This is a genomic window from Actinoplanes sp. CA-252034 (genome assembly GCF_050956125.1).
Lineage (GTDB): Bacteria > Actinomycetota > Actinomycetes > Mycobacteriales > Micromonosporaceae > Actinoplanes.
This window is the reverse complement of record NZ_CP191846.1, coordinates 2,351,837-2,376,439: the sequence shown is the minus strand read 5'-3', so window position 1 is coordinate 2,376,439 and position 24,603 is coordinate 2,351,837. Positions and strand designations below refer to the sequence as shown.

Genomic DNA, 24,603 nt, shown 5'->3' with positions numbered 1-24,603 from the left:
TGTGCCGTCTCGGGTGCATGCTTCTTGTCCGATCCTGATGGGACCAAGCGATCAGCGATGTGGTGGCTTGACCGCCAGCACCGGCCGATCGGCGTCGAGCAGAATCTTTTGCGCCGTGCTGCCGAGGAACAACTTGCCCACCGGGCTTCGCCGACGGAGGCCGATGACGATCACCGAGGCTCCGGCATCGTCGGCGGTGGCCAGCAGAGCCTCGGAGAGCTCACCGGTGTGCGCGGTCTGGCGGATCTCCAGGCGCACTCCGGCGTCGGCAGCCTTGGCCCGCAGCGCGGCGAGGTCGTCGGGAGCGGCAACGTCGGCACTGATCGGCGCACCGCCGCGTGGGGAGTTGATCAGGAGGATCGTCTCGGCTCGGCGGGCCGCCTCATCGAGGGCGGCATCGAACGCGGCCCTCCCTTCCGGCGTAGGGAGATATCCCACCAGGACGGTCATTCCGGCTCCTCATTGTTGACATCACGGCAGACGGGCTGTGTGACGGGTCCACCGGCACGCCCCGGCCTGCCTTTCGCGAGGTCCGTCGCGTCCGGGTCTGCGGCGCCCGCCCTTCTTGGGGTGGCGCGCCTCGCGAAGTCATCGTCCGGCTCACCGGCAACCGCCGTCCTCGCGGAGCCGTGACCCGCGAAATCACCGTCCGACTCACCGGCGGCCGCCGTCTTCGGGGCGTCGTGCCCCGCGTGGACGGCATACGACGGCTCTGCGGCGACCGACTCTTCTCCATCACGGCCTGCAGCCGGCGCATGGTCGCCGGCCGGCACCGAGGGCAGGGCGGTGCCGGGGTGGCGCCGCCGAAGGAGCGCCCGTGCCGCCGGGAGCAGGATCACGGCGAGGAACGCGGCGGCGAGCACGCCCGAGATCGGCCGGGTCAGGAAGCCGGTGAGGTTGCCGTCGAAGAGGAGCAGTGAGCGGCGCAGTGACGTCTCCAGCAGGCTGCCCAGCACGAAGGCCAGCACCATCGGCCCGGGGTCGAAGCCGGCCTTCTTCATCAGGTAGCCGAGGACGCCGAACCCGATCACCAGACCGATGTCGAAGACACTGTTGTTGACCGTGTACGCCCCGACCAGCGTGATCAGCACGGTGATCGGCGCCAGGACGGCGGCGCGGACCCGCAGGATGCGGACGAAGACGCCGAGCAGCGGGATGCTCATGATCAGCAGCAGGACGTTGCCGAGGTACATCGAGTTGACCACGCCCCAGAAGAGCTCCGGGTGCTCGGTGACCAGCTGCGGGCCGGGAGTGACACCCTGGATGAGCAGCGCCCCGAAGATCACCGCCATGGTCGCGTTGGCCGGGATGCCGAGCGACAGCAACGGGATGAACGACGAGGTGGCTGCCGCGTTGTTGGCGGTCTCCGGCGCGGCGACGCCCTCGATGGCGCCCCGACCGAAGCGCTCCGGGTGTTTGGCGCGGCGCTTCTCCAGCGCGTAGGCGGCCATTGAGGAGAGGACGGCGCCACCGCCGGGAAGGATGCCGAGGACGAAACCGATGATCGAGCCGCGCCCGATCGCGCCGGACGACTGCCTGAGGTCGGCGCGGCTCGGCCAGACGTTGGTGACCTTGGTGGGCGCCTGCACGGCGCGATGGCGCTCCTCGAGGTTGTAGAGGATCTCGCCGAGACCGAAGAGGCCCATCGCGATGGGTACGAAGTCGATGCCGTCGGCCAGGGACAGGTTGCCGAAGGTGAAGCGCTCCGCGCTGGTGAAGTCGTCGCGGCCGACCGTGGCGAGCAGCAGGCCGATCGCGGCGGCGGTGAGCGCCCGGATCCGGCCACCGGTGCTGATCGTGCTGACCAGCATGATGCCGAGCAGCGCGAGCACCGTGTACTCGGGTGGGCCGAAGTCGAGGGCGAACCCGGCGACGACCGGGGCGACGAACGTGAGGGCGACGATCGAGAGGGTGCCGCCGACGAACGACCCGATGGCGGCGATGCCGAGAGCGGCGCCGGCTCGGCCCTGGCGGGCGAGGGCGTGGCCGTCGAAGACGGTGACGACGGAGGACGCCTCACCGGGTAGGCGGAGGAGGACCGAGGTGATGGTGCCGCCGTACTGGGCGCCGTAGAAGATGCCGGCCAGCATGATCACAGCCGTGACCGGTTCCAGGCCGAAGGTGACGGGGAGCAGGATCGCGATGGTGGCGGCCGGGCCGAGGCCGGGCAGGACGCCGATGAGCATGCCGATGACGACGCCGACGAGGCAGTAGAGCAGGTTCGCCGGTTCGAGGACGACCGCGAAGCCGTCGATGACCGAGGACAACGGTCCTCCAGGGGATCAGAACAGGTGGGGGATGGTGACGTCGAGCGCACCGACGAACAGCGCGTAGAAGACGACGACGATGCCGACGCTGACGGCGATGGACGTCCGCCAGCTCTCCCGGCCGAGGAACCGCAGCCAGACGAAGGCGAGCAGCGCGGTCGGGATCTCGAAACCGACGGTGGCGATGACCGCGACGTAGGCGATCATGCTGGCCACGGCGGCGACGACAAGGAGGCTGCTGCGGGTGAACTGCTCTGGTGGCTCGGCCCGGCGGGCCTGCACGGCGAGGACCAGGCCGAGGACGACGAGCGCGACACCGACGACCATCGGCCAGGTGCCGGGACCGGGGCCGAGGCCGGCGGCTCCGGCGACCGCCGCGCCGCCGAGGGCCAGCACGGCGACGGCAGCGATCAGGTTGGCGGACGGACGGGCTGCGGGCGGCCGGTCGTCAGCGGGCTCGGTGGTCATTTGGCGCTCAGATCGACCTTGTGCTGGGCCACCAGGTCGCGATATGTCTGGAGCGAGCCGTTCCATTGCTGGAGCAGGGCGGTCCCGTCCACCTCGTTCGCGGTCAGCAGCCGCTTGGCGTTGAAGTCCTTGTACGCCTGATCCGCGAAGCCCTTCTGGAAGGCGGTCCGCAGCCGGTCCACCACCTCCTTGGGGGTGCCCTTCGGCGCGACGATCGCCCGGGACTGCTGGACCGGCACGTTGAAGCCGGCTTCGGTGGCGGTCGGCGTGTCCGGCATGTAGCTGGGCCTCTGGGTGGCGAAGGTGACGAGCGGAACCGCCTTGCCCGCTTCGATCTGCTCCTTGGCCTCGCCGAGTTGCACCGCCGCGACGTCGACCTGCCCGCCGAGAACCGCGGTCAGGGCCGGCGCGCCGCCGTTGAACGGCACGGCGGTGGCGTCCACGCCGGCCTGGGCGAAGAGCAGGGTCTGGGTGAGCTGGCTGCCGGTGCCGACACCGGTGGTGGCGAACTTGACCGGACGCTTGGCGGCGACGATGTCCTGGACGGTCTTGAAGCCGGTCTGCGGGTTGGCGATGAGCACGAAGTCGTCCTGCGAGATGCCGGTGACGACCTCGTAGTTGTTGACGTCGACGGCCTGGTCGGCGGGCACGGCCAGGGGCGTGATGTAGGCGAGTGAGCCGACGAAGACCATGACCGTGTAGCCGTCGGGTTTGGCGGCGGCCAACTCCTTCGCCGCGACCGCGCCGTTGGCGCCGGGCCTGTTCTGGACGGTGACGGCCTGCCCGAGGTCCTTGCTCGCGGGGTCGGCCAGGGCGCGGCCGATGAGGTCGGTGCTGCCGCCGGCGTCCTGGCCGATGAGCAGGGTGACGGCACGTTCGGGGTAGGCGGCGGTGGAGCCGCTGTCGCCGTCGGAGCCGAGGTTGCCGCCGCAGCCGGCGAGGACGAGCAGGCCGGTTAGGCCGAGCACGGGGAGCGTTATTTTCATCGGGAATCTCCCGCTTGTGAGGGGGGTCACTGGTGCCGCGAGCCTATGACCGTGCAGTAATGCATGTCCAAGCCAATTAGTGCATCGATTGATACCTTGACGGCATGACTTACTCCCTCGAGCAACTCCGGGGTTTCATCGCGGTCGCCGAGGAGCTCCACTTCGGTCGCGCCGCAATCCGGCTGCGGATGACCCAGCCACCTCTGAGCAGGCAGATTCAGAAATTGGAGGCCGCGGTCGGGGTTCAGCTCCTGGAGCGGGACAACCGGCGGGTCCGGCTCACCCCGGCCGGCCATGTGTTCCTCAACGAGGCCCGGCGCATCCTCACGATCGCCGAGGCGGCTCCCGCCCTGGCCCAGCGCGTCTCGTCGGGCATGCGCGGCGTGATCAAGATGGGCTTCACCTCGGCCTCGACGTTCGGTCATCTGGGCCGGATCCTCGACTATCTGAATCTGGAGCTACCGGAGGTGCACATCGAGCTGTTCGAGATGGTCACCCGGGAGCAGATCGACGCGCTGACCGCCGGCGACATCGACCTCGGGCTGGCCCGGCCCCCGTTCGACCCGGAGCTCTTCGAGTCCCGGCTGCTGCATCGGGAGGCTCTGCTCCTGGCCGTGCACACGGATCACCCTCTGGCCGATCTGCGCCGTGCCGTGGTTCCGGCCGACCTGGTCCGTGAGCCGCTGATCTTCCACTCCCAGCAGAAGGCGCGGTACTTCTACGACCTGGTCGTCAGCATGGTGCCGCTGGCCCAGGAGCGGATCATCCACACCGTGAGCCAGGTGATGACCATGCTGTGGCTGGTGTCCCGTGGCCGGGGCGTGGCGTTCGTGCCCGAGTCCGCGGGCATGATCGGGGTGCCGAACGTCGAGTACCTGCGGATCGACACACCCATCCCCGAGCCGGTCGAGCTGCACGTGCTCTGGCCGCGGAAGTCCGACAACCCGGCGTTGCCGAGAGCGATCTCAGCCCTCAGCTTCATGATGCACTGACAGTATCAATCGATGCCGAAACACTCTTGGACAGGCATCGTCGTCGCTTCCTACGGTTGCTTCGTGAACGCGATTCCCCCTCTCGACCTGGCCGCCCGGCTGGCTTCGGGCCTGCTGTCGTTCCCCGTCACCCACTTCGACGACCGCCTCGCCTTCGACGAGACCCGCTACCGCGAACACCTGGCGTGGCAGGCGAGCTTCGGCATCGCCGGCCTGTTCGCCGCCGGCGGCACCGGCGAGGGCTTCTCCCTGACCAGCGCCGAGATCGACTCCGTGGTCCGGGCCGCGGTGGACGAGGTCGGGTCGCGTGTGCCGGTGATAGCCCCGGCCACCGGCAGCACCGCGCAGGCGGTCGCCCACGCGCGGGCCGCCGAGGCAGCCGGCGCCGCGGGACTGCTGCTGTTCCCGCCCTACCTGACCGAGGCCAGCCAAGCGGGCCTGATCGCGCACGTGGAGGCGGTCTGCCGCGCCACCGGGCTGGGGGTGATCGTCTACAGCCGGGCCAACGCCGTCCTCGAGGACGTCACCGTCGCCGAGCTCGCCGACCGCAATCCGACGCTCATCGGCCTCAAGGACGGTGTCGGTGACATCGAGCGGATGACCCGCACCTACGCCAAGGTCGGTGACCGGCTTACCTACATCGGCGGGCTGCCGACGGCCGAGACGTTCGCGCTGCCGCTGCTGCAACTCGGGGTCAACACCTATTCGTCGGCGCTCTACAACTTCCTGCCCGAGTTCGCGCTGCGTTTCTACGCGGCGGTGCGCGCCCAGGACCGGGTCGCCGTCTACGGAATGCTCAACGACTTCGTGATCCCTTACCTCGACATCCGCGACCGGGCACGCGGCTACGCCGTGTCGATCATCAAGGCCGGGCTGACAGCGGTCGGGCGTGACGGCGGCCGGGTGCGGCCACCCCTGACAGACCTCACCGCGGACGAGCGATCCGATCTCGGGCGGTTGATCGACAAGGTCCGGTCATGAAGCCCACCGTCGAGCGCATCGAGGTGGTGCCGGTCGCCGGTCACGACAGCATGCTGCTCAACCTCAGCGGTGCTCATGGGCCGTTCTTCAGCCGTACCGTCGTGGTCCTCACCGACAGCGAGGGCCGCACCGGCCTCGGCGAGGCGCCCGGGAGCGAGGCGATCCGCCGCACTCTCGAGACCGCCGGTGAGGTGCTGCTCGGCCGGCCGGTCGCCGAGTTCGCCTCGCTGCTGCGCAGCTTCGCCGAGATCCACGCCGGCCAGGACTCCGGGGGCCGGGGCCTTCAGACGTACGATCTGCGCGTCACGGTCCACGCGGTGACCGCTCTGGAGTCGGCGCTGCTCGACCTGCTCGGCCAGCATCTCGGGGTGCCGGTCGCGGAGTTGCTCGGCGAGGGCATGCAGCGAGACAGCGTGCCCGTGCTCGGATACCTCTTCTACGTCGGCGACACCTCCCGCACCGACCTGCCCTACCGGCACGAGAGCGGCCCGGCCGACGACTGGGAGCGGCTGCGCCGCGCGCCCGCTCTGACCCCGTCGTCGATCGTCGCGCTGGCCGAGGCCGCGCAGTCCCGATATGGGTTCCACGACTTCAAGCTCAAGGGCGGCGTGTTCGCCGGCGAGTCGGAGATCGAGGCGGTGCACGCCCTGGCCGAGCGGTTCCCCGACGCCCGGATCACCCTCGACCCGAACGGTGGCTGGCTCCTGAAGGACGCCGTCGCGCTCTGCCGTGACCTGCACGGCGTGCTGGCCTACGCCGAGGACCCGGTCGGCGCCGAGGGCGACCTGTCCGGGAGGGAGACGATGGCCGAGTTCCGGCGCGCCACCGGGTTACGGACGGCGACCAACATGATCGCCACCGACTGGCGGCAGATGGCCCACGCGGTGCGCGCGCACGCCGTCGACATCCCCCTCGCCGACCCGCACTTCTGGACCATGCGGGGTTCGGTTCGCGTCGCGCAGCTCTGCCACGACTTCGGGCTCACCTGGGGCTCGCACTCCAACAACCACTTCGACATCTCCCTGGCGATGTTCACGCACGTCGGAGCGGCCGCTCCCGGCGAGATCACCGCGCTGGACACCCACTGGATCTGGCAGGACGGTCAGCGGCTCACCCGTGAGCCCCTCCCGATCCGCGACGGCGCCATCAGCGTGCCGTCCGCGCCCGGCCTCGGTGTCGAGCTGGACCGTGACGCCCTCGCCGCCGCGCACGAGCTCTATCGCGAGCACGGTCCCGGCGGGCGCGACGACGCCACGGCCATGCAGTACCTCCTACCCGGTTGGCGCTTCGACCCCAAGCGCCCCTGTCTGGTGCGGTGACCCATGACCGACCGAATCACTGGCATCACGCTCTCCTCCGTCACGCTGCCGCTGAAACATGCGATCAGCGATGCCAAGGTGCTCACCGGACGGCAACGGCCCATGACCGAGGTGGCGTTCCTGTTCGCCGAGATCCGTACCGAATCCGGCCTGGAGGGTGTGGGCTTCAGCTACAGCAAGCGGGCCGGCGGGCTGGCGCAGTTCGCGCATGCGCGTGAGGTGGCGCCCGATCTGATCGGCGAGGACCCCAACGACATCCAGCGCCTGTGGACCAAACTCGTGTGGGCCGGCGCCTCGGTCGGCCGCAGCGGGGCGTCCACCCAGGCGATCGCGGCGATCGACGTGGCGTTGTGGGACCTCAAGGCGAAACGGGCCGGGTTGCCGCTGGCCAAGCTCCTCGGCGCCCATCGCGGATCGGTGCGGTGCTATGACACGTCCGGTGGGTTCCTGCACGAGCCGATCGAGCAGGTGCTGGCAAACGCCACGGCGTCCCTCGAGTCGGGGATCGGCGGCATCAAGATCAAGGTCGGGCATCCGTCGGCGGCCGTCGATCTGGGCCGGGTGCGGGCGGTTCGCGAGCACATCGGCGACGAGACGCCGCTCATGGTCGACGCCAATCAGCAGTGGGACCGGCCGACTGCCCAGCGGATCGGGCGGGCTCTGGAGGAGTTCGGGCTCGTCTGGATCGAGGAGCCCCTGGATGCGTATGACGCGGAGGGCCATGCGGCGCTCGCCCGCAGCCTGGACACGGCGATCGCCTCCGGTGAGATGCTGACCAGCGTGGCCGAACACCACGAGCTGATCCGGCACGGCGCCGTCGACATCATCCAGCCCGACGCGCCCCGGATCGGGGGCATCACCCAGTTCCTGCGGTTGGCCGGCCTGGCCGAGCACGCCAACCTGATCATGGCACCGCACTTCGCCATGGAGATCCACGCCCATCTGGCGGCGGCCTACCCGCACGAGCCGTGGATCGAGCACTTCGACTGGTTGCACCCCCTCTTCGACGAGCGCTTGGAGATCCGCGACGGCCGTATCCACCTCTCCGACCGCCCCGGCCTCGGCGTCACCATCAGCGACCAGGCCCGCAAGTGGACGGTCGACCGGGCCGACCTGGGAGCCGCCGCGTGACCGCCGCGGTGGAGATCCCGCACGGCGTGGGGCGGTCCGCGAGCGCGTATCGCCCGGCTGACCGGCGCTGCCGCCCTCGACGAGCGATGATGAGACGTTCGCTCACCGCACGGCGGTGCATCCCGACGGTGCTGGGATGCACTACGGAAACTCCGATGTGTCCGGGCCACCGGCCCGGCGACTGCGATCCCGTGGAGGGCACAGCATGACCGGCGTTCCCAGCATCGATCCGCGCAGCGGCGCCACCGTGGAGATCGTCGCCGAGGAGACCACGACCGAGCAGGTGGATGCGATCTGCGCGGCCGCGCTCGCCGCTGCCGGACCGCTCGAGGACCTGGGCCGCGACGGGCGGGCCGCTCTGCTCGACGAGTTGGCGGCGGCGCTCGAGGCGCACCGCGACCGCATCGTCGAGGTCGCCGATCGGGAGACCGCCCTCGGTACGGTTCGGCTCACCGGAGAACTCGGCCGGACCTGCTACCAGCTGCGGCTCTTCGGCGAGGTGCTGCGCGACGGCGGTTATCTGGAAGCCACCATCGACCGCCCGGGAGACACCCCGATGGGGCCACGCCCCGACCTACGGCGGATGCTCGTGCCGATCGGGCCGGTCGCCGTGTTCGGAGCCGGCAACTTCCCGCTCGCCTTCTCGGTCCCCGGCGGTGACACCGCGTCGGCCATCGCCGCGGGCAGCCCGGTCGTGGTCAAGGCCCACCATTCTCATCCGGCGACGTCGCAGCTCTGCTACGAGGTCCTCGCCGAGGCGGCGCGCAAGGCGGGCGCTCCCGACGGCACGTTCGGCATCGTGCACGGTCTGCGGGCCGGCGGCGATCTGGTCGCCCATCCGGCGATCCGCGCGGTCGGCTTCACCGGGTCGCTCACCGGCGGCCGGGCCCTGCTCGCGATCATCGAGGGGCGCCCCGAGCCGATTCCGTTCTACGGCGAGCTCAGCAGTCTCAACCCGGTCGTCGTCACGCCCTCGGCCGCCGCCGACCGCGCCGAGAAGATCGGTGCCGAGTTCGCAGCGTCGTTCACTCTCGGGGCCGGCCAGTTCTGCACCAAGCCCGGCCTGCTGTTCGTCCCCACCGGCCCGGCCGGCGACCGCCTCGTCACCGCCGTCCAGCAGGCTGTCGCCGACCTCGACCCGATGGTGATGCTCAACGCCGGCATCGCCGACGCCTACCAGCGCGGCACGTCCGCACTTCGGACGGCAACCGGCACGCCGACCACGACCGGGGACGAGCCGACGACGGCCACCCCATCGGACCCCGCAGCGCCCACCTCCGCGCTGCCGTCCACGACAGCCACCCCATCGGACCCCGCAGCGCCCACCTCCGCGCTGCCATCCACGACAACCACCCCATCGGACCCCGCAGCGCCCACCTCCGCGCTGCCATCCACGACAACCACCCCATCGGACCCCGCGGCGCCCACCCCATCGGACCCCGCGGCGCCCACTTCGGCGGCGTCACCGACGAGGGCCACGCCATCGGTTTTCACGGCGTCCGCCTCGGCGCTGCCGCCCGAGGCCACCGAGGAATGCTTCGGGCCGGTCACGGTCGTGGCCCGTTGGGCCGACGAGGAGGAGTTGTTCGCGGCGCTCGACCGGCTGCCACCGTCGCTGACGGCGACCCTGCACCGGGGGCCCGGCGAGACGGGCCTGCCGGCCGAGTTGACCCGGCGGTTCCGGGCGCGGGCCGGGCGGCTCGTCTACGACGGCTATCCCACCGGGGTCGCGGTCGCCTGGGCTCAACAGCACGGCGGGCCCTGGCCGGCCACCAACACGCAGCACACGTCGGTCGGCACCACCGCGATCCGCCGGTTCCTCCGCCCGGTGACCTGGCAGAACGCTCCGGCCGAGCTACTCCCGGCGGAGCTGCGTGACGAATTCGACAGCATCCCGCGGCGGATCGACGGGGTGTTACGCACGAGACTCTGAAGGTGCAATTCGATCAAGCCGCTCTGCTCGTGGCCGGGGGTATCGGATCCGGGCTGACCGGTTCGATGGCGGGACTGGCCTCGCTCATCAGCTATCCGACGTTGCTCGCCGTCGGTCTTCCGCCGATCGCCGCCAACGTGACGAACTCGGTCGGCCTGCTGGCGAGCGGCGCCGGTTCGGCTGCCGGGTCGCGACTGGAACTGCGGGGACAGGGTCCGCGAATCCTCCGGCAGAGCGTGTTCGCACTGATCGGCGGCACCACCGGCGCGATCCTGCTGCTGAACACGACATCGGCGGTGTTCGAGCGGATCGTGCCGGTGCTGATCGCCCTGGCCGCGGTGGTCCTGTTGATGCGCGACCGGTTACGAGGCTGGTACACCCGGCCGAAGGGACGGTTCGCGCAGCCACCGCTCGGCCTGGCGATCTTCCTGATCGGCATCTACGGCGGCTACTTCGGGGCGGCCGCCGGAGTGCTGATGCTGGCGGTCATGTCGATGTCGATGGTCGAGCCGCTGGCGGTGACCAACGCCGTGAAAAGCGTGGTCCTGGCCGCATCGAACGCCGCTGCCGCGGTCCTGTACGCCGTTGTCGCCCCGGTTCACTGGGCCGCCGCCGCTCTGCTCGGCGTCGGTTGCCTGATCGGCAGCTGGATCGGCCCGGCCCTGGTCCGCCGCACCCCGGAACGCCCGCTGCGAATCGTCATCGCCCTGGCCGCCCTCGGCCTCGCCGCCTATCTATGGCACGACGCCGGCACCCCCTGAACACCCTTCGGACCCAGGGTTTCCCAGTCCTTGAAGACGACTTGGAGGTATCACCGATGCATCCGCTTTCCGGATCGGGCGGGGCGCCCGGCTACGGACCACACTCCAGGACGGCAGGATCGACTTGGCGCTGCTGCTCGGCCCCGCCGGGTCTCGGTCGACGGCGTGGCCACCGCGCCGGCGAGATCCTGACCGGCACTGTTCGTCATGATCGCGTCATTCGGCCTGATTGAGGGCCACGTAGCGGCCGGAGTGATAGACGAGCGGGGCGGACGCCTCGCCCAGGCCGTGCTCACCGGTGAGCGGGCTGGCCAGGACGATCGTGTGGTCGCCGGCCACGACCCGGTCGACCACCCGGCAGACCAGGCGGGCCAGCACGCCGCCGAGCAGCGGCACCCCGTCGGGGCCGGGCTGCCAGTCACCGTGCTCGGCCAGCCGGTCGATCCCCCGGGTCGAGAAGGTACGCGCGACGTGCTCCTGCTCCTGTCCGAGCACGTGCACCGCAACAGTGTCGGCGGCTTCCACGGCGGGCCAGGCCGAGGCCGACTTGGCCAGGCAGAAGGAGACCAGCGGCGGGTCCAGCGAGACCGATGTGAAGGAGGTCGCGGTGAAACCGGTGGCCGGTTCGCCGGGAGCGGTGATCACCACGACGGCCGCAGCGTGCTGTCTCAGTAGCTGCCGGAAGAGGTCGGGGTCCACAGTGGCGGCGGGGACGGCTTGCAGGGTCATGACGGGCCTCCTGGGTGTCGCTTCATCGTTCGGCGCGCCGACTGCACCGGCCGCGTGATGCCCGAGGTCACGCACCGCCGAGTCGGCACCACCGACGTTGCTCCCCCATGACCTGCGCGTCAACCGCCTTCCCATATCCTAGTAAACCGATAGGATCTCATTGACATGTACGGGGTTGACGACTCAAGATGCGGGCATGAGCGAGCACCATCCGTTCCATCAGCGGTCGCCTCACGTCGCCGCCCGGGTGCTGAGCTCCGCCGAGAGGAGAGCCCGTACCCGGAGAAACGAGCCCGTCGTGGTGATCTCCGGCACCACCCGGGAGGCATCTACGACCTGAAGTGGGCCGGCCCCGGGGCGATCGGCTCATCGGAGTCACAACACCTGTAACAGGTGTGACCATGGGGGCATGACGATTCGGGTCGCGATGTGGTCAGGTCCCCGCAACATCTCCACGGCGATGATGCGCAGCTTCGGCTCGCGCGCCGACACCGTCGTGTCCGACGAGCCGCTGTATGCGCACTACCTGGCAGCCACCGGCCTCGACCATCCCGGCCGTGACGAGATCCTCGCCGCCCAGCCACAGCGGTGGGAGGACGTCGCCGACACGCTGACCGGGCCGGTCCCCGGCGACCCGGCCGTCTTCTACCAGAAGCACATGACCCACCATCTGCTCCCCCGGATCGGGCGGGACTGGCTGGGCAAACTCACCCACGCGTTCCTGATCCGCGACCCCTCGCACGTGGTGGCGTCGTATGCGAAGGTGCGCGGCGAGCCGACCCTCGACGACCTCGGCTACCCGCAGCAGGTGGAGATCTTCCGCACCTTCGGCGGGCCGGTCGTCGACTCCGCCGACGTGCTCCGCGACCCGCGGCGCACGCTGCGGCTCCTTTGCGAGGGCCTCGGCTTCGCCTTCGACCCGGCGATGCTCTCCTGGGCGCCGGGCCCGCGACCGGAGGACGGCGTGTGGGCGCCGCATTGGTACGCCGCGGTGCACGCCTCGACGGGTTTCGCACCTTACGCCCCGGCCCCCGCCGAGGTCCCGGACCGCCTCCGCCCACTCGTCGAGGCCGCCCGCCCCTACTACGACGAGCTCGCCGCCCACCGCCTGTAGCCTGCCGGGCTCTCCCCTCCCGCGTTCCCGGCCGGGCCGGCGAACCCGCCCCACATTCCGGCCGGGCCGGCGAACCCGCCCCACATTCCGGCCGGGCCGGCGAACCCGCCCCACATTCCGGCCGGGCCGGCGAACCCGCCCCACATTCCGGCCGGGCCGGCGAACCCGCCCCACATTCCGGCCGGGCCGGCGATCTCGCTGTGCGATGATTCCGCATCCATCGATCGAGGAGACGAGCATGGGCTACAGCGGGGGCATCTACGTGGCGAAGGCCGAGCGGCCGACGGCACTGAGCGAACTGACGGTTCTCTGGGAGAAGAGCTTTCCCGACGGCTGGTACGAACTACAGCTCGACGGTTTCCCGGAGAGTTCCACCCTGCCGGAGGTGGTGACCGCCACCGGGGCGCCCGCGCTGATGGCCGTGGTGCTGGACAGCGACATGGCGCACGTCCAGGCGCTCAGTCCGGCCGGTGTCGCCTGGGCTGCCTACCTGCACCCCGACAATGCGGAGGCATTCGGCGCCCCGGCGCTGCCGCACTCGCTGGACGAGATGGTCGACCTGGCCGTGGCCTGGTCCGCGGAGGCCGGTCTCGACGCGGACCCGGAGACGGTCCGAGCCGCGCTGAACGCCGAGAACACCTTCGCCGAGGAGACCTTCGCCGGGCTGCTGGCCGCCCTGGGCATCAGCGAAGGCTGACAGCGGGCGCCAGCGAAGACTGACGGCGGGCATCAGATGACGGGCGCGTCCGCCGATTACCATCCGACGATGACCACCATGCCATCCGGATCCTCGTGGACCACCCCGGACACTGTGCCGTCGCCTGCGCACCTGGCGGTCGAGGCGGAGGATCTGCAACGGTTGCGGGAACTGCTCGACGGAGGGGCGGACGTCGACGACCCGGACGCCGAGGGCATGACGCTGCTGCACCACGCGGTCGACATCGAGGGCGACGGCGCGTTGCAGTCCGGGTCGCAGGCCCATGTCGACGTCACGGCGTTGCTGCTGCTGCGCGGCGCCGACCCGCACGCGCGGAACGACCGCGGTGCCACCCCGCTCGACCTGGCCCGCGAGTACGGCCACTGGCTCGCGATAGAGCTGATCGAGGCATGGCAGGTGTCCCGGTCTGCCTGAGAGACAACAGGACGCCCCGCGGCGGGGATGCCGCGGGGCGTCTGCTCACCCTGCTGTCAGGGCTGGGGCGGGTTGGGCTTCTTCGCCGCGATCATGTCGTCGACCGTCTCCCAGGTCCACTTGACGTTGAGCTCCACGTTGGGGAACTTGGTCCGGAACTGGTCGATGACGTTGCCACAGCCGGTGCAGGGCTTCATCTCCGTGTACAGGTCGATCTTTCCGGTCGACGTCGGCGTCAGCTGCGACGCGTAGTTCTCCAGGATGACGGTCTCGCTGTCCCAGGGCCGGTAGTTGTTGGCCCCGGTGAACTGACGTGACGTCGGCTTCTTGATGGTCCCCGGGTTACGGTGCTCGCCGCTGACGTTGTAGTCGGTGCCCTTGGTGCCGTTGAGCTCGTACTGGGTCACCGCCACGTTGCGCTTGGCGCCGACTCCGTTGTTCGCGTTGTCGCGGTAGGTCTTGGCGAGGTCCTCACCGGTGGGGCAGTTGTGGACCAGAACCGGCGTGTCGCCCGCGACGACGTAGAAGGTCCGGAAATCGGCGACGCTGAGGTTGTAGACCCGCTGCTCCGCGGACCGGGCCTCGACCGCGTCGATCTGCGCCCAGGTGCCCGCCGACGTACGCAGCCACTGGCCGGGTTGCAGCACCTCCGCGTCCGCCCAGACCCGCTCCTTCGCGAGCCAGAACGGGTGCTCGGCGGTGGCCGTGACCGTACCGCCGTGATCACCGTCGACGGTGACGTCCACCAGTGACTTGAGGCCGGATCCCACGATCACCCCGGCGACTGGCCGTCCCCCGGTGCGACCGGTGAGCGGATCGGTGGCCAGCACCCGGTCGGCCGGACGGATCCGGTCGATCGGCTTGCGACCGCCGTCGGCCAGCAGGACCTCGGTGTCCGCCGCGAAACTGTTGGGGCAACCGCCCTTGATCAGCTTCTGGACGATGTTCTTGATGTTGCGCAGCTTGTCGGAGTTCTTCAGCCCCTTGGCAGCGCTGCCCAGCCAGCCGATGACCGGCACCGACGCGCCCACCGACAGCAGGCCACCGACCCAGTCGCCCCGCTTGAAGGAGATCGCGGCGTCCACCGCGTCGCAGGCCTCGCCGACACCGGGGATCAGACCGCACATGCCCAGGACGAGCTGCAGCATGTCCATGATCAGGTCGGGGTTCTGGTCGACGAACTGCTTGAGCTCGGACAGCATGGCGCAGCCGGAGGTCCCGCTGTTCGCGGGCGTGCTGCACTTCGCCGGATCGATCAGGGCCCCGGCGAAGTCCTTGTAGACCGACAGGCACTCCTTGGAGATCGCCGACGCGTCGGAGAGACAGTTCCAGCCCTTGTGGTTCTCCAGAGCCGTCCCGGTGCCGCCGGGGCCACTGCCCGCCGCCGCGTTGCGCTGCGCCTCCTCGAACTCCTTGAGCTTGGTGTCGTAGATGTCGGAGGCTTCCTTGGCCGCGCTCTCGGCCGCCCGCGCGTCCTGACCCGCGGCCTTCGCCGACTCGCGGGCCTCGGAGGCGTACTCCGCCGCGTTGGCCGCGGCAGCCGCCGCCCGGCGTGACGCGGACGTCGCCACCGTGGCCGACCGGGCCGCGTCCTCGGCCGCCTTCTGGGCGGTGTTCGCGGCATTGCGGGCGGTGGCGGCGGACTGGGCGGCCTGGTCGGCGGACGCCTTGGCCTGTGCCGCCGACTGACGGGCCTGGTTGGCGTACTCGGTCGCCTTCTGCGCCGAGGCGGTGGCCTTGTTGGCCCAGGTGGTGGCCTCGGCCGAGGCTTTGCGCGCCACCGCGGCGACCCGGTTGGCCTCGGCCGAGTCGGCCACGGCCCGTTCGGCGTACCCCTGGGACTCCTGGATCAGGGCGTGCACCTTGGCGACGTGCGCGGCCTGCTCCGCGTCACGCTGGGCGGCCTGATAGCGACCGGCGGTCAGGAAGTACGAGATGTACGACGGCGGGCCGGCCAGCGCGACAGTGCCGGCCGCCTTCACCTCCGCGCCACCGGACTCCATGGTGCGGTAGACCTCGAGCCGCTCGTCCGCCGTCCGGGCGGAGTGCTGGCCGACGGTCAGGAAGCGGTGCATGTCGGCACCGGAGCCGCCGAGCGCCGCGTTGGCGGCGTTGGTCAGGTTCGGGCCGATTCCCGGCGCGGCCAGGATGCTGTAGATCGCACGCCTGTCGGTGGCCACCTTGCCGGAGTAGCTACGCGTCCGCAGGAAGGTCGCGACCGCCGCGTCGGCTCCGTTGAGTGCGTTCTTCGCCGCGGTCTTCTCGGGTCCGTCCGGCAATGTGTCGACGAGCAGCCAGACCCGGGCCCGGTCGTCCTGGCCCACCGCCCGCAGTCGCCCGTCGGTCAGCCAGGCCCGCAACTGGGTCTCGTCGCCGGCCAGCGCTTCCTGCGCTTGCAGCTTGGTCCAGTCACCGCCGGTCACCACGAGTGCGGCGGCCGCCCGGCGGCCCCGATCGAGAACGACCTCGGTGGTGGCGGTCGAGGCGGCGGCCTCGTCCAGGAGCTGCCGGGTGCCCGCGTCGACGCGGTCCTCCTCGGCCGTGTCCCGGGTCAGCTTGCGGTTCCAGGCGGCGATCTCGCCACCCGCGGCCTTGGCCTCCGCCTCGGTCGCCGCGGCCTCCCGCGCGGCCAGCACACCCTGGGCGGTGGCCTCGTCGAGCCGGTCGATGTCCTCCTGACGGGCCAGGGCCTCCAGTTCGATGGCCTTGTTCGAGGCGGCCACCGCGGTGTTCGCGGCCTCGACGGCCGCGGCCGCGTGCCGGGTCGACTCGACCGCGGCGGTCTCGGCCCGGCCGGCCGCGTCCGCGGCCTCGATGGCCGCGGCCGCGGCACGCTCGGCGTGCGTGGCGGCCTGCGCGGCGAAGGTGAACGCCTCGTCCGAGGCCTTGGCGGCGGCCCGTGCCAGTTTGAGGGCACGATCGGCGGCACGGGCCGCGATCGCGGCCTGCTGCCGGGCCCGCTCGGCGGCCTTGCGGGCGCGCGCGGCCTCGGCGGCCGAGACACCGGAGTGCCCGGCTGCCTCCTCGGCCGCCGCGGCGGCGGCGTCCGCGTTACCGCTCGCGCTCTTGGCGGCGCCGGCGGCCTGCTCCGCCTCGGCCAGTGCCCGATCCCGCTCGGCCTTGACCTGGTCGAGCTCGCGAATGCTGCGGGCGGCATCCCGGGCAGCCTCGGCGGCCTGGCGGGCGGCCGAGGCCTTCCCCGCATCGGTACGCGCGGCGGCGGCGGCCTGCTGTGCCCGTGACGCGGCCTGCGCGGTCAGTGAGGCGGCGGCAGTGGCCTTGCGCGCCGCGTCCGAGGCGATGCGGGCGGCACGCTGGGCGGCGTTGGAAGCACCGATCGCGTCGCGTGCGGCGTCCGCCGCACCCTTCGCCGCGTCGGCGGCACGACCCGCGGCGGCCGAGGCCTTCGCCGCCGATCCCCCGGCCAGGCGGGACTCCTCCGCGGCCTTCTCGGCCGCCTTCTTGGCCTCGGCCGCGGCGTTGACGGCACGGGTGGAGGCCTGCGTCGCCGCGAGGGTCTCCCGCGCGGCCAGATCGCCGGCCTGCTTGGCCTGTTCGGTGAGGCTGCCGATGGACGCCAGCTCCTGATCCCGGGCCCGGGCGACCCGCTGGCCGTACGCCAGGAACTCCCGCAGCTGCTCGGAACTGCCGGCCAGGGCGTCCGCCGCCGCCGCGTTCAGCACCGGACCGCTGCTGTTGGGGCCTCCGGTCAGCATCCGGGTGGCGGCCAGCCGGTCGTCGGCCAGCTGTGCGGACTCCAGCCCGGTGGAGAGGAACTGATCGATGGCGGCGGTGCCGCCGTTCAGGGCCGCCGCGGCGGCTGCCTTGACCGTCGCGCCGCTCGACTCGGACGTGCGGTAGACACGCAGACGCTCGTCGGCGTCCCATGACGACTGCCAGCCGCCGTTGACGAAGGCCTGCACGTCCGCGCGGGACCCGCTCATGGCCTGCACGGCAGCGTTGTGCATGGCCGGGCCGTCCATGCCGGCGAGCACCTGCGCCGCTGCGCGCTCGTCGGCCGCCTGGGCAGCCGCCCGGCCGGAATCGACGTACTCGCGCACGGCGTTGTCGGATCCGACGAGGGCGGCTTCGGCGGCGCGGCGCACCGAGGGACCACCGTCGATCAGGTCCTCGACGGCGGTGTCGCGGTACTCCAGGACGTCGACGGCCAGCGCCGGGCTGCCCGGGTAGACCAGTGGCGCGAACAGCGCCAGGGTGGCACCGACGGCGATCGCCAGCCGCCGGCGCACGGGTTGTTGTCTTCCTGTCACAGCAGTCCTTCGTCGAAGGTGGACGCGTCGGCCGGTGATCTATCCGCCGGACGGCGAGGTGGGCAGGGCACAGCGACGCGGCCGGTGAGCCGCGCGCCGGTCGGATAGCGGGGGGTGGCCTTCGGGAGCGCCGGTCAGGTGGGGTGGGTCAGGAGCCGGTCCGGATCGCGCCCGGCCGGCGCGAAGGTCCTCCGCCCGCGGGTCACCGCGACACCGGAGGCGGGCACGTCCCGGCAGGCCGTGGGCCGTCGCCGGCGGTCACGATGCCGGTCGCCCGGGCATCGGCACCACGGCTCCGGGCACGGTCCACCTGCTGAAATCACCATCGATCGTTCCCCCGTCATCATCGATGCGAGAGGCACCGTATCGAAGATCCTCGTCGCGCGCCTCCCCAGCGCCCCGTGGGGGCCGGGCCGCGGCGTGGCGGGCGACGTCTCGAGTGCAGCGGCCGCCGCACCGCGATCGGTACACGTCGGACGGCATGCGCAGCGATCTTCCATCCGGTACGGCGTTCCAGCGCGCCGCCGACGCCGGTATCGGCGGGCGACCCGGGTCGGGTGGGCTTCGCGTGATGTGCGGGGAATTACAGCATGTGCCGGGATCCGCACCCGGCTCGTGACGGCCTTCGCGGCCACCCGGCCGACCATCTCGGCGATCGCCGATGACACCGGCCACGCCCGAGGAGGTGCAGTCCGCTACCGACCCGCGGCAGGGCCGTCCGTTGATCGAGCGGGCCGTCGCGGCGGGAGCACCGTCCGCCTCGATTCACCGCCGACGAGGCGTTCTGGCAAAACACGCGGCCTGGGGCCGCGGGGCCTGGGCGCAACACGGAGCCCCGGGGCCGTGGGGCCCGGGCGCAACACGGTGCCGCGGGCGCAACACGGTGCCGCGGGCGCAACACGGGGCCGCGGGGCCGCGGGGCCGCCACGAACGGCGGGACATCGGGTGGGTGATGCCCGCCCGCAACGACACGTTCCCGGCCCGGGATGCACACCGCCCCGGGTGCTGACCGGCGCCAGCGGGCCCGTGGAAAGGCCTCGCAACCGGGCCCATGGAAAGGCATCACAACCGGGGCCGTGGAGGGGCCTCGCCACCGGCGGCGGTGAGGCGACCGTCAGGCGTCGAGTAGGCGGACGCCGTTCGCGGCCGCGTGCTCCTGGTAGATCTTGGCGACCCGGGCGGTCAGCGGGCCCACCGAACCGTCGCCGATGCGGCGGCCGTCGATCGCCGTCACCGCGGCGATCTCGCCCATCGTGCCGGTGCAGAAGACTTCGTCGGACGCGTACATCTCGGTGAGCGACACGTCGCGGACCACGGCCGGGATGTCGTGGCGGGCGGCCAGGTCGAGGACCGTCTGGCGGGTGATGCCCTCGGGGCAGGCGGCCGTCGTGGGGGTGACAAGGCCGCCGTCGATCACCGCGAACAGGTGGGTGGCGTTGGTCTCGGCGACGAAACCGCGCTGGTCGAGCATGAGGGCGTCGTCGGCGCCGGAGGCGTTCGCCTCGATCTTCGCGAGGATCGAGTTGATCAGGTTGTTGTGGTGGATCTTCGGGTCCAGCACGTCCGGTGACGGGCGGCGGATGCTTGACGTGGCCAGGGTGAGGCCGCCGGTGTCGTAGACCGGGGGCTTGTGCTCGGCCAGCACGATCAGCGTCGGGCCGGCCCGGTTGAGCCGCGGGTCCATGCCGCTGGTCACCTTCACCCCGCGGGTCAGGGTGAGCCGGATGTGCACCCCGTCGACCATCTCGTTGGCTCGCAGCGTGGCGGTGATCGCCTCGATGATCGTGTCGTCGGCCGGGATGTCGGTGAACCCCAGCGCCCGCGCGGAACGCCGCAGCCGGGCCAGGTGCTCGGTCAGCCCGAAGATCGCCCCACGGTAGAGACGCAGGCCCTCCCAGACCGCGTCACCGCCCTGGACCACCGAGTCGAACGGGGAGAGGCCGGGCTGGTCACGGTGCAGCAGACTCCCGTTGACCCAGTACTGGATGCCGGCGTTGCGCTCGTCGTACCGCTGAAGCATCGGCTCAGCCTACCGGCGGAGGATGCCGGGCCGGCCCGGCACCGGGCGGGACCGGCCCAGCGTGTATCCCGCTGAAGACGGCGCGGGCGAGCGAAGACCGCGCGGACCAGCGAACACCGCACGGACCAGCGAAGACGGCGCGGACCGGCGAAGACCGCGCGGACCAGCGAACCGCGCGGACGGACGAAGACCGCGCGGACCAGCGAAGACGGCGCAGGCCGGCGAAGAGCGCGCGGGCCGGCGAAGACGGCGGGGCCGGGTGGACGCTGCGTGATAGGCGGGACTGCGCGGCTGCCTCTTGCGTGGAAAGGGGCGCGGTAGCCGTACCCCTGAAGGAATTAGGCCCGGCCGCCGGGGACCGAGACCTGGCGGCGGGCCAGGTCCTGCAGGATCTCGCTCGTGGCGGACGTGCCGAAGCGCGTGACGCCGACGCCGGCCATCGCGATCATCGCGTCCAGGCTCCGCACCCCGCCGGAGGCCTTGACCTGCACCTTCGGGGAGACGGCTGAGCGCATCAGCGCGAGGTCGTCGATGGTGGCGCCCTTGGGGGCGAAGCCGGTGGACGTCTTGACGAACGCGGCGCCGGCTCGCTCGGCGGCCCAGCAGGCGGCGAGCTTCTGCTCGTCGGTGAGGTATGCCGTCTCGAGGATGACCTTCACGTGCGCGCTGCCGGCGGCCTTCACGATGAGGCCGATCTCGTGCTCGACGGCGGCGATGTCGCCGGAGCGGAGCCAGCCGATGTTGAGCACCATGTCGATCTCCTTGGCGCCCTGGTGCACCGCCAGCTCGGTCTCCGCGATCTTGACCGAGGTGGGGGTGTCGCCGTGCGGGAAGCCGACGACCGTGCCGACCATGACGTTGGTGCCGCGCAGCAGATCGACCGCGACCGTCACGTCACAGGGGCGGACGCAGACCGAGGCCACGTCGTACTTCTTGGCGATCGCGCAGCCTTCGCGCAGGTCTTCCAGGGTGAACTCGGGCCGGAGGATGGAGTGGTCGATCATCTTCGCGATCTGCGGCACGGTGAAGTTCATGGCAGGACGGTAGCTGTATAGACAGGTGGTTGTCTAGACAGTCCAGGGGACTCGGTAGGGTGTGCCACATGTCCGGGGATCCCGATTTCGCACCGCGCTACTTCCGCATCGAGCAGGCGCTGCGCGCACAGATCGCGACGTCCCGGCCACACGACCCGCTGCCGTCCGAACCGGAGCTCGCCCGCGAGCACGGCGTCAGCCGGATGACCGCCCGCGCGGCCGTGACACAGCTGGTCAACGACGGTCTCGTCTACCGGGCACCCGGCCGCGGCACGTTCGTCGCCGTGCCCAGCGGGCCGCGCCGCGCCGACCATCTGATCCGGCTCAGCGAAGAGATCCGCAAGCAGGGCAAACGACCATGGGCCAAAGTGGTCGTCGCCGAGCTGCGACCCCCCACCGCCATCGAGGCCACCCGGCTGCGCCTGCGCAAGGGCGACGTGTTCGCGATCCACCGGGTCCGGTTCGCCGACGACGAGCCGATCGCCTTCGAGCGGGCCATGTATCCCGCGACCGTCGGCGACCTGCTCACCGCCGACCTGTCCCGGTCGGTGCACGAGGCGCTCGTCAAGCTCGGGCACACCCCGGTGCACGGCACGTCGACGATCCGCGCCGAGGCCGCCACCGAGGAGGACGCCCACGAGCTGGGCGTCCCCGCCGGCTCGGCGCTGCTCATCGAGGAGCGACTGATCCTCGACCAGAACGAGCGGCCCCTCGAGCTGAGCGAGTCCCGGTATGCCGGTGACCGCTACCGGTTAGACGTCGCGTTCGGTGTCGAGCCGCTCGTTCAATAGGTGCAGGGGCGCCGCCCCGATCCCCGCGGTGTCCAGCGCATCCCAGTAGGCGGCCGCCTGCTCCGGCGTCACCGGCCCGCCCACCAGCGGCAACCCGGGCACGGCGGCGTGCAGCAGCGACTCCAGCCGGCAGGACGCCATCGACCCCGGCAGGTGATGCTCGAACGCGGGCAGGCCGGCCGCGGACTCGTGCACCGTCTCGCCGCAGTCCAGCAGGCCCCCGCCGGCGATCAGGACGTCGCCGTCGGCGCGCATCCGGGCCAGGGCGCGGGAGACGTCGAAACAGTGCGGGAACGAGTCGTCGACCAGGATCGTGCCGGGGCGCAGGCGGTCCACGTCCAGGGTCCGGGGGCCGCTGCTGGTGGCGGCCACGATCACGTCCGCGCGATAGATCGCGTCCACGCCGGTCGCCACCTCGGCCGGGACGTCCAGGGACGCGGCCAGCGTCAGCAGCCGGGACGCGGCGGCCGGCAGATCACAGAGGATCACGCTCGCCGGGGCCTCCGCCCGGGCCAGCAGCAGGCTCAGCGACGCCGTGCCGATCGAACCCACCCCGAGGACGGCCACGACGCAGTCCGGCAGCTTGCGGTCACGGGCGGCCAGGGCCGCCATCACGGTGCGGACCACCGCGGCGGCGGTCACCGCATGGCCGGTGGTCAGGTGGGCGTCGCTTCTCCGGTACGGGCGAACGGCCGCCCCGTAACCCGTGTTCGCCGGGATCATCCCCGCCAGGGAGACCGTTCGCGCGCCGTGCTCCGCGGCCAGGTCGACCGCCGCGGCCACGTCCTCGGCCAGGCTTCGCCCTTCCGACAGCCGGCCGGTCGCGGACCGGCTCAGCTCGTCTGCGAAGCGCGGCACGGCGATGAAACCGGAACGGCCGAGTGGGGTGTCCGCGATCTCCAGCAGTCGCGGCCCGCCGTCCGGGAAGACGATCCGGCGGATCGTCTCCCGGTCGAGTCCGGTCGCCAGCCGCCGGACCTCGTCCGGCAGCGCCCCGGCGAGTGCGGCCAGATGCTCCGGAGCCGGAAGGTACCCGACGAGCGCGGCGGTCAGCGCCGAGCGGGACGGCCCGCCGTGGAGGGCGTCCGCGAGGGCGGCGGCCAGGCGATCGGCGACCGGCTGCGGAAGCCGGGTCCGCAGGGTGAGCCGGAGTCCGTCGTCGACCGGGCGGACCGCCAGCAGGACCTCGGTGCCCGGCGGGACGGCCAGTTCGGCGTCCGCGTCGTCCCAGGACAGCCGCAGCGTCGCGCCGTCCGGGGCGGCCGGCGCGCCGAAGTCCAGGTAGGTGAAGAAGTGCCGCCAGCCCTGCGGCGCCGTGAAAGACCTGGTGCGGGCCTCGGTGACGGCCGCGGCCACCTCGGCCGCGCCGGCGCCGGGCCCGGGACGGACGGCCACGGCGGTCGCGCAGGGCCCGAAGATCCGCCCCAGGCCGGGCATGGAGTGATCACGACCGGTCACCGCGACGCCGATCATCGGGTCGGGACGGCCGGTCACCGACGCGAGCGCCGAGTGGTAGGCGGCCAGCACCGGCGCGAACGGCGTCGTCCCAGCGGCCATGGCTCGTTCCCGCAGCGCGGTGGCGGCCGCCGCGCCCACCGTGAACCCGGCCGTGGCGATAGCCCCACCGAGGCGTATCGGGCCGCCGTCAGGTGAGGCGATCTCCGTGGGGATGCCCTCCAGGTGGGACACATACTCCCGGAATGTCGCCCGAAGTGGCTCCAATACGGCGCCGTCGTGGACAGCCGACAACTCTCGCATCAGCAACGCCACGCTGTAGCCGTCGCCGACCAGGTGGTGTGCGTGGATCAGGAGGACGTGCTCGTCCGGCCCGTAGCGAAGCAGGCGCAAGCGCACGAGCGGCCACACCGCCGGGTCGAACCGGTGCTCCCGTTCGGCGGCCAGCTCCTGGTCGAGTGGTCGCGGCGCCGGCTCGTACCCGACCTCCGGCGTCACCGACGGGATCTCCCGCTGCACCGGCGGACGCGCATCGCGGGGAAAGACGGTCCGCAGCATCGGATGCCGGGCGACCAGGAGGCCGACCGCCCGGCGGAACCGGCCGAGATCCAGCGGGCCGTGCAGTCGCGGGGCGGCCAGCCAGGTCGACGGGACGCCGATCGCGTCGGCCAGCAAGAACCCCCGCTGGGTGAGCGTCACCGGGAAGTCCCCCGTCGCCGGGAGAACCGGCGCAACGAAACCCGGCCCCGCGGAGCCGGATGCCCCAGCGCCGGACGCCCCAGCCCCGGCCGCCGAAAAATCGGACGCCCTCGGATCGGATGCGGCGGAGTCGGCCGGGATCGCGGGTTGCGGGGTCGCGTCGATCACGGCGGCCAGCTCGGCCAGCGTCCGGTGCCGGTAGAGGACCGTCGGGCGGGGCAGCGCGGCCCGATGCGGGGCGAGAGCGGTGAACAACTCCAGTACCCCGATCGAGTCCCCGCCGAGGGCGAAGAAGTCGTCCTCCGGGCCGACCGACTCCACCCCGAGCACCCGCGACCACAGCCGCGCCAGCAGCCGCTCGGTGTCATCGGCCACCGCCCGCGACCGGTCGATCTTCCCGGTCACGGTCAGCGGCAACTCACCCACCACCTCGAACCGGGCCGGCACCAGGTAGTCCGGCAGCCGCTCCCGCAAGTACGCCCGCAGCGCCGCCCCGTCCACCGAGGACGACTGCACCCGG

The 24,603-nt window shown here is 71.7% G+C and carries 21 protein-coding genes; 11 read left to right on the top strand and 10 right to left on the bottom strand.

The genetic code is table 11. The features are described from left to right. Positions 1–51: 51 nt before the first annotated feature. Genes ACQPZW_RS10755 through ACQPZW_RS10740 form a run of 4 tightly spaced genes read right to left on the bottom strand, consistent with a single transcriptional unit; the run spans position 52 to position 3,721 of the window. On the bottom strand, positions 52–450 hold the full coding sequence (locus ACQPZW_RS10755) for a universal stress protein (protein ID WP_433794691.1): 399 nt from the start codon (positions 448–450) through the stop codon (positions 52–54). Further along, positions 447–2,267, bottom strand: coding sequence for a tripartite tricarboxylate transporter permease (locus tag ACQPZW_RS10750; protein ID WP_433794690.1), 1,821 nt, complete (start codon positions 2,265–2,267; stop codon positions 447–449). Before ACQPZW_RS10750 ends, ACQPZW_RS10755 begins: the two co-directional genes overlap by 4 nt. A 15-nt stretch (positions 2,268–2,282) precedes the next feature. Then, a complete protein-coding gene (locus ACQPZW_RS10745) occupies positions 2,283–2,735 on the bottom strand; it encodes a tripartite tricarboxylate transporter TctB family protein (protein ID WP_433794689.1) in 453 nt (150 codons plus the stop codon). After that, positions 2,732–3,721, bottom strand: coding sequence for a tripartite tricarboxylate transporter substrate binding protein (locus ACQPZW_RS10740; RefSeq protein ID WP_433794688.1), 990 nt, complete (start codon positions 3,719–3,721; stop codon positions 2,732–2,734). The genes ACQPZW_RS10745 and ACQPZW_RS10740 overlap by 4 nt, the downstream gene beginning before the upstream one ends. A gap of 104 nt (positions 3,722–3,825) precedes the next feature. On the opposite strand from ACQPZW_RS10740, the gene ACQPZW_RS10735 reads away from it, so the two are divergent. From ACQPZW_RS10735 to ACQPZW_RS10710, 6 genes are all read left to right on the top strand, one after another. After that, positions 3,826–4,713, top strand: coding sequence for a LysR family transcriptional regulator (locus tag ACQPZW_RS10735; RefSeq protein ID WP_433794687.1), 888 nt, complete (start codon positions 3,826–3,828; stop codon positions 4,711–4,713). A 63-nt stretch (positions 4,714–4,776) separates the two neighbouring features. After that, a complete protein-coding gene (gene kdgD / locus ACQPZW_RS10730) occupies positions 4,777–5,694 on the top strand; it encodes a 5-dehydro-4-deoxyglucarate dehydratase (RefSeq protein WP_433794686.1) in 918 nt (305 codons plus the stop codon). Beyond that, positions 5,691–7,013, top strand: coding sequence for an enolase C-terminal domain-like protein (locus ACQPZW_RS10725; RefSeq protein ID WP_433794685.1), 1,323 nt, complete (start codon positions 5,691–5,693; stop codon positions 7,011–7,013). Before kdgD ends, ACQPZW_RS10725 begins: the two co-directional genes overlap by 4 nt. 3 nt (positions 7,014–7,016) lie before the next feature. Next, positions 7,017–8,144 carry an L-talarate/galactarate dehydratase gene (locus ACQPZW_RS10720; protein WP_433794684.1) on the top strand — a complete coding sequence of 376 codons (1,128 nt, stop codon included), beginning with the start codon at positions 7,017–7,019 and terminating at the stop codon, positions 8,142–8,144. Between the two features lie 205 nt (positions 8,145–8,349). Further along, the gene (locus tag ACQPZW_RS10715; protein ID WP_433794683.1) at positions 8,350–10,077 is read left to right on the top strand and encodes an aldehyde dehydrogenase family protein; all 1,728 of its coding nucleotides are present in this window, start codon (positions 8,350–8,352) and stop codon (positions 10,075–10,077) included. A 2-nt stretch (positions 10,078–10,079) separates the two neighbouring features. Then, on the top strand, positions 10,080–10,838 hold the full coding sequence (locus ACQPZW_RS10710; RefSeq protein ID WP_433794682.1) for a sulfite exporter TauE/SafE family protein: 759 nt from the start codon (positions 10,080–10,082) through the stop codon (positions 10,836–10,838). A gap of 216 nt (positions 10,839–11,054) precedes the next feature. Here the strand turns inward: ACQPZW_RS10710 and ACQPZW_RS10705 are convergent, their stop codons facing one another. Then, positions 11,055–11,567 (bottom strand): flavin reductase family protein, encoded by a 513-nt coding sequence (locus ACQPZW_RS10705; protein WP_433794681.1) that lies wholly within the window; start codon positions 11,565–11,567, stop codon positions 11,055–11,057. 196 nt (positions 11,568–11,763) lie between these two features. Between ACQPZW_RS10705 and ACQPZW_RS10700 the strand changes: the two genes are divergently transcribed. Both ACQPZW_RS10700 and ACQPZW_RS10695 read left to right on the top strand, forming a co-directional pair. Then, positions 11,764–11,907 carry a hypothetical protein gene (locus ACQPZW_RS10700; RefSeq protein WP_433794680.1) on the top strand — a complete coding sequence of 48 codons (144 nt, stop codon included), beginning with the start codon at positions 11,764–11,766 and terminating at the stop codon, positions 11,905–11,907. Between the two features lie 69 nt (positions 11,908–11,976). After that, positions 11,977–12,681, top strand: coding sequence for an HAD family hydrolase (locus ACQPZW_RS10695; RefSeq protein ID WP_433794679.1), 705 nt, complete (start codon positions 11,977–11,979; stop codon positions 12,679–12,681). Here ACQPZW_RS10695 and ACQPZW_RS10690 read toward each other — a convergent pair. Next, positions 12,651–12,902 carry a hypothetical protein gene (locus ACQPZW_RS10690; protein ID WP_433794678.1) on the bottom strand — a complete coding sequence of 84 codons (252 nt, stop codon included), beginning with the start codon at positions 12,900–12,902 and terminating at the stop codon, positions 12,651–12,653. The two genes, ACQPZW_RS10695 and ACQPZW_RS10690, sit on opposite strands and share 31 nt — an antisense overlap. Before the next feature lie 17 nt (positions 12,903–12,919). Here ACQPZW_RS10690 and ACQPZW_RS10685 point away from each other — a divergent pair, with 17 nt between their 5' ends. Both ACQPZW_RS10685 and ACQPZW_RS10680 read left to right on the top strand, forming a co-directional pair. After that, positions 12,920–13,378, top strand: a complete 459-nt coding sequence (locus ACQPZW_RS10685) for a hypothetical protein (protein WP_433794677.1) — start codon at positions 12,920–12,922, stop codon at positions 13,376–13,378. Positions 13,379–13,447: 69 nt separating this feature from the next. Further along, on the top strand, positions 13,448–13,813 hold the full coding sequence (locus ACQPZW_RS10680; protein WP_433794676.1) for an ankyrin repeat domain-containing protein: 366 nt from the start codon (positions 13,448–13,450) through the stop codon (positions 13,811–13,813). Between the two features lie 56 nt (positions 13,814–13,869). On the opposite strand, the gene ACQPZW_RS10675 is transcribed toward ACQPZW_RS10680, so the two are convergent. From ACQPZW_RS10675 to deoC, 3 genes are all read right to left on the bottom strand, one after another. Next, entirely contained in the window at positions 13,870–18,063 is a 4,194-nt protein-coding gene (locus ACQPZW_RS10675; protein WP_433794675.1) for a polymorphic toxin-type HINT domain-containing protein, read from the bottom strand. Positions 18,064–19,198: 1,135 nt separating this feature from the next. After that, positions 19,199–20,104 (bottom strand): aminotransferase class IV, encoded by a 906-nt coding sequence (locus ACQPZW_RS10670; protein ID WP_433794674.1) that lies wholly within the window; start codon positions 20,102–20,104, stop codon positions 19,199–19,201. Between the two features lie 338 nt (positions 20,105–20,442). Next, positions 20,443–21,138, bottom strand: coding sequence for a deoxyribose-phosphate aldolase (gene deoC / locus ACQPZW_RS10665; protein ID WP_433794673.1), 696 nt, complete (start codon positions 21,136–21,138; stop codon positions 20,443–20,445). 68 nt (positions 21,139–21,206) lie between these two features. Between deoC and ACQPZW_RS10660 the strand changes: the two genes are divergently transcribed. Beyond that, complete coding sequence (locus ACQPZW_RS10660; RefSeq protein WP_433794671.1) at positions 21,207–21,929, top strand: GntR family transcriptional regulator; 723 nt, start codon at positions 21,207–21,209, stop codon at positions 21,927–21,929. Here the strand turns inward: ACQPZW_RS10660 and ACQPZW_RS10655 are convergent. Next, on the bottom strand, positions 21,891–24,599 hold the full coding sequence (locus tag ACQPZW_RS10655; protein WP_433794670.1) for a condensation domain-containing protein: 2,709 nt from the start codon (positions 24,597–24,599) through the stop codon (positions 21,891–21,893). The two genes, ACQPZW_RS10660 and ACQPZW_RS10655, sit on opposite strands and share 39 nt — an antisense overlap. Positions 24,600–24,603: the final 4 nt, after the last annotated feature.

Coding starts and splice junctions, on each gene's coding strand:
- ACQPZW_RS10680 (WP_433794676.1), top strand. CDS start 13,448: ATGACCACCATGCCATCCGGATCCTCGTGGACCACCCCGGACACTGTG.
- ACQPZW_RS10735 (WP_433794687.1), top strand. CDS start 3,826: ATGACTTACTCCCTCGAGCAACTCCGGGGTTTCATCGCGGTCGCCGAG.
- ACQPZW_RS10695 (WP_433794679.1), top strand. CDS start 11,977: ATGACGATTCGGGTCGCGATGTGGTCAGGTCCCCGCAACATCTCCACG.
- ACQPZW_RS10755 (WP_433794691.1), bottom strand. CDS start 450: ATGACCGTCCTGGTGGGATATCTCCCTACGCCGGAAGGGAGGGCCGCG.
- ACQPZW_RS10685 (WP_433794677.1), top strand. CDS start 12,920: ATGGGCTACAGCGGGGGCATCTACGTGGCGAAGGCCGAGCGGCCGACG.
- ACQPZW_RS10700 (WP_433794680.1), top strand. CDS start 11,764: ATGAGCGAGCACCATCCGTTCCATCAGCGGTCGCCTCACGTCGCCGCC.
- ACQPZW_RS10715 (WP_433794683.1), top strand. CDS start 8,350: ATGACCGGCGTTCCCAGCATCGATCCGCGCAGCGGCGCCACCGTGGAG.
- ACQPZW_RS10745 (WP_433794689.1), bottom strand. CDS start 2,735: ATGACCACCGAGCCCGCTGACGACCGGCCGCCCGCAGCCCGTCCGTCC.
- ACQPZW_RS10690 (WP_433794678.1), bottom strand. CDS start 12,902: ATGGATGCGGAATCATCGCACAGCGAGATCGCCGGCCCGGCCGGAATG.
- ACQPZW_RS10720 (WP_433794684.1), top strand. CDS start 7,017: ATGACCGACCGAATCACTGGCATCACGCTCTCCTCCGTCACGCTGCCG.
- ACQPZW_RS10740 (WP_433794688.1), bottom strand. CDS start 3,721: ATGAAAATAACGCTCCCCGTGCTCGGCCTAACCGGCCTGCTCGTCCTC.
- ACQPZW_RS10705 (WP_433794681.1), bottom strand. CDS start 11,567: ATGACCCTGCAAGCCGTCCCCGCCGCCACTGTGGACCCCGACCTCTTC.
- deoC (WP_433794673.1), bottom strand. CDS start 21,138: ATGAACTTCACCGTGCCGCAGATCGCGAAGATGATCGACCACTCCATC.
- ACQPZW_RS10660 (WP_433794671.1), top strand. CDS start 21,207: ATGTCCGGGGATCCCGATTTCGCACCGCGCTACTTCCGCATCGAGCAG.
- ACQPZW_RS10670 (WP_433794674.1), bottom strand. CDS start 20,104: ATGCTTCAGCGGTACGACGAGCGCAACGCCGGCATCCAGTACTGGGTC.
- ACQPZW_RS10725 (WP_433794685.1), top strand. CDS start 5,691: ATGAAGCCCACCGTCGAGCGCATCGAGGTGGTGCCGGTCGCCGGTCAC.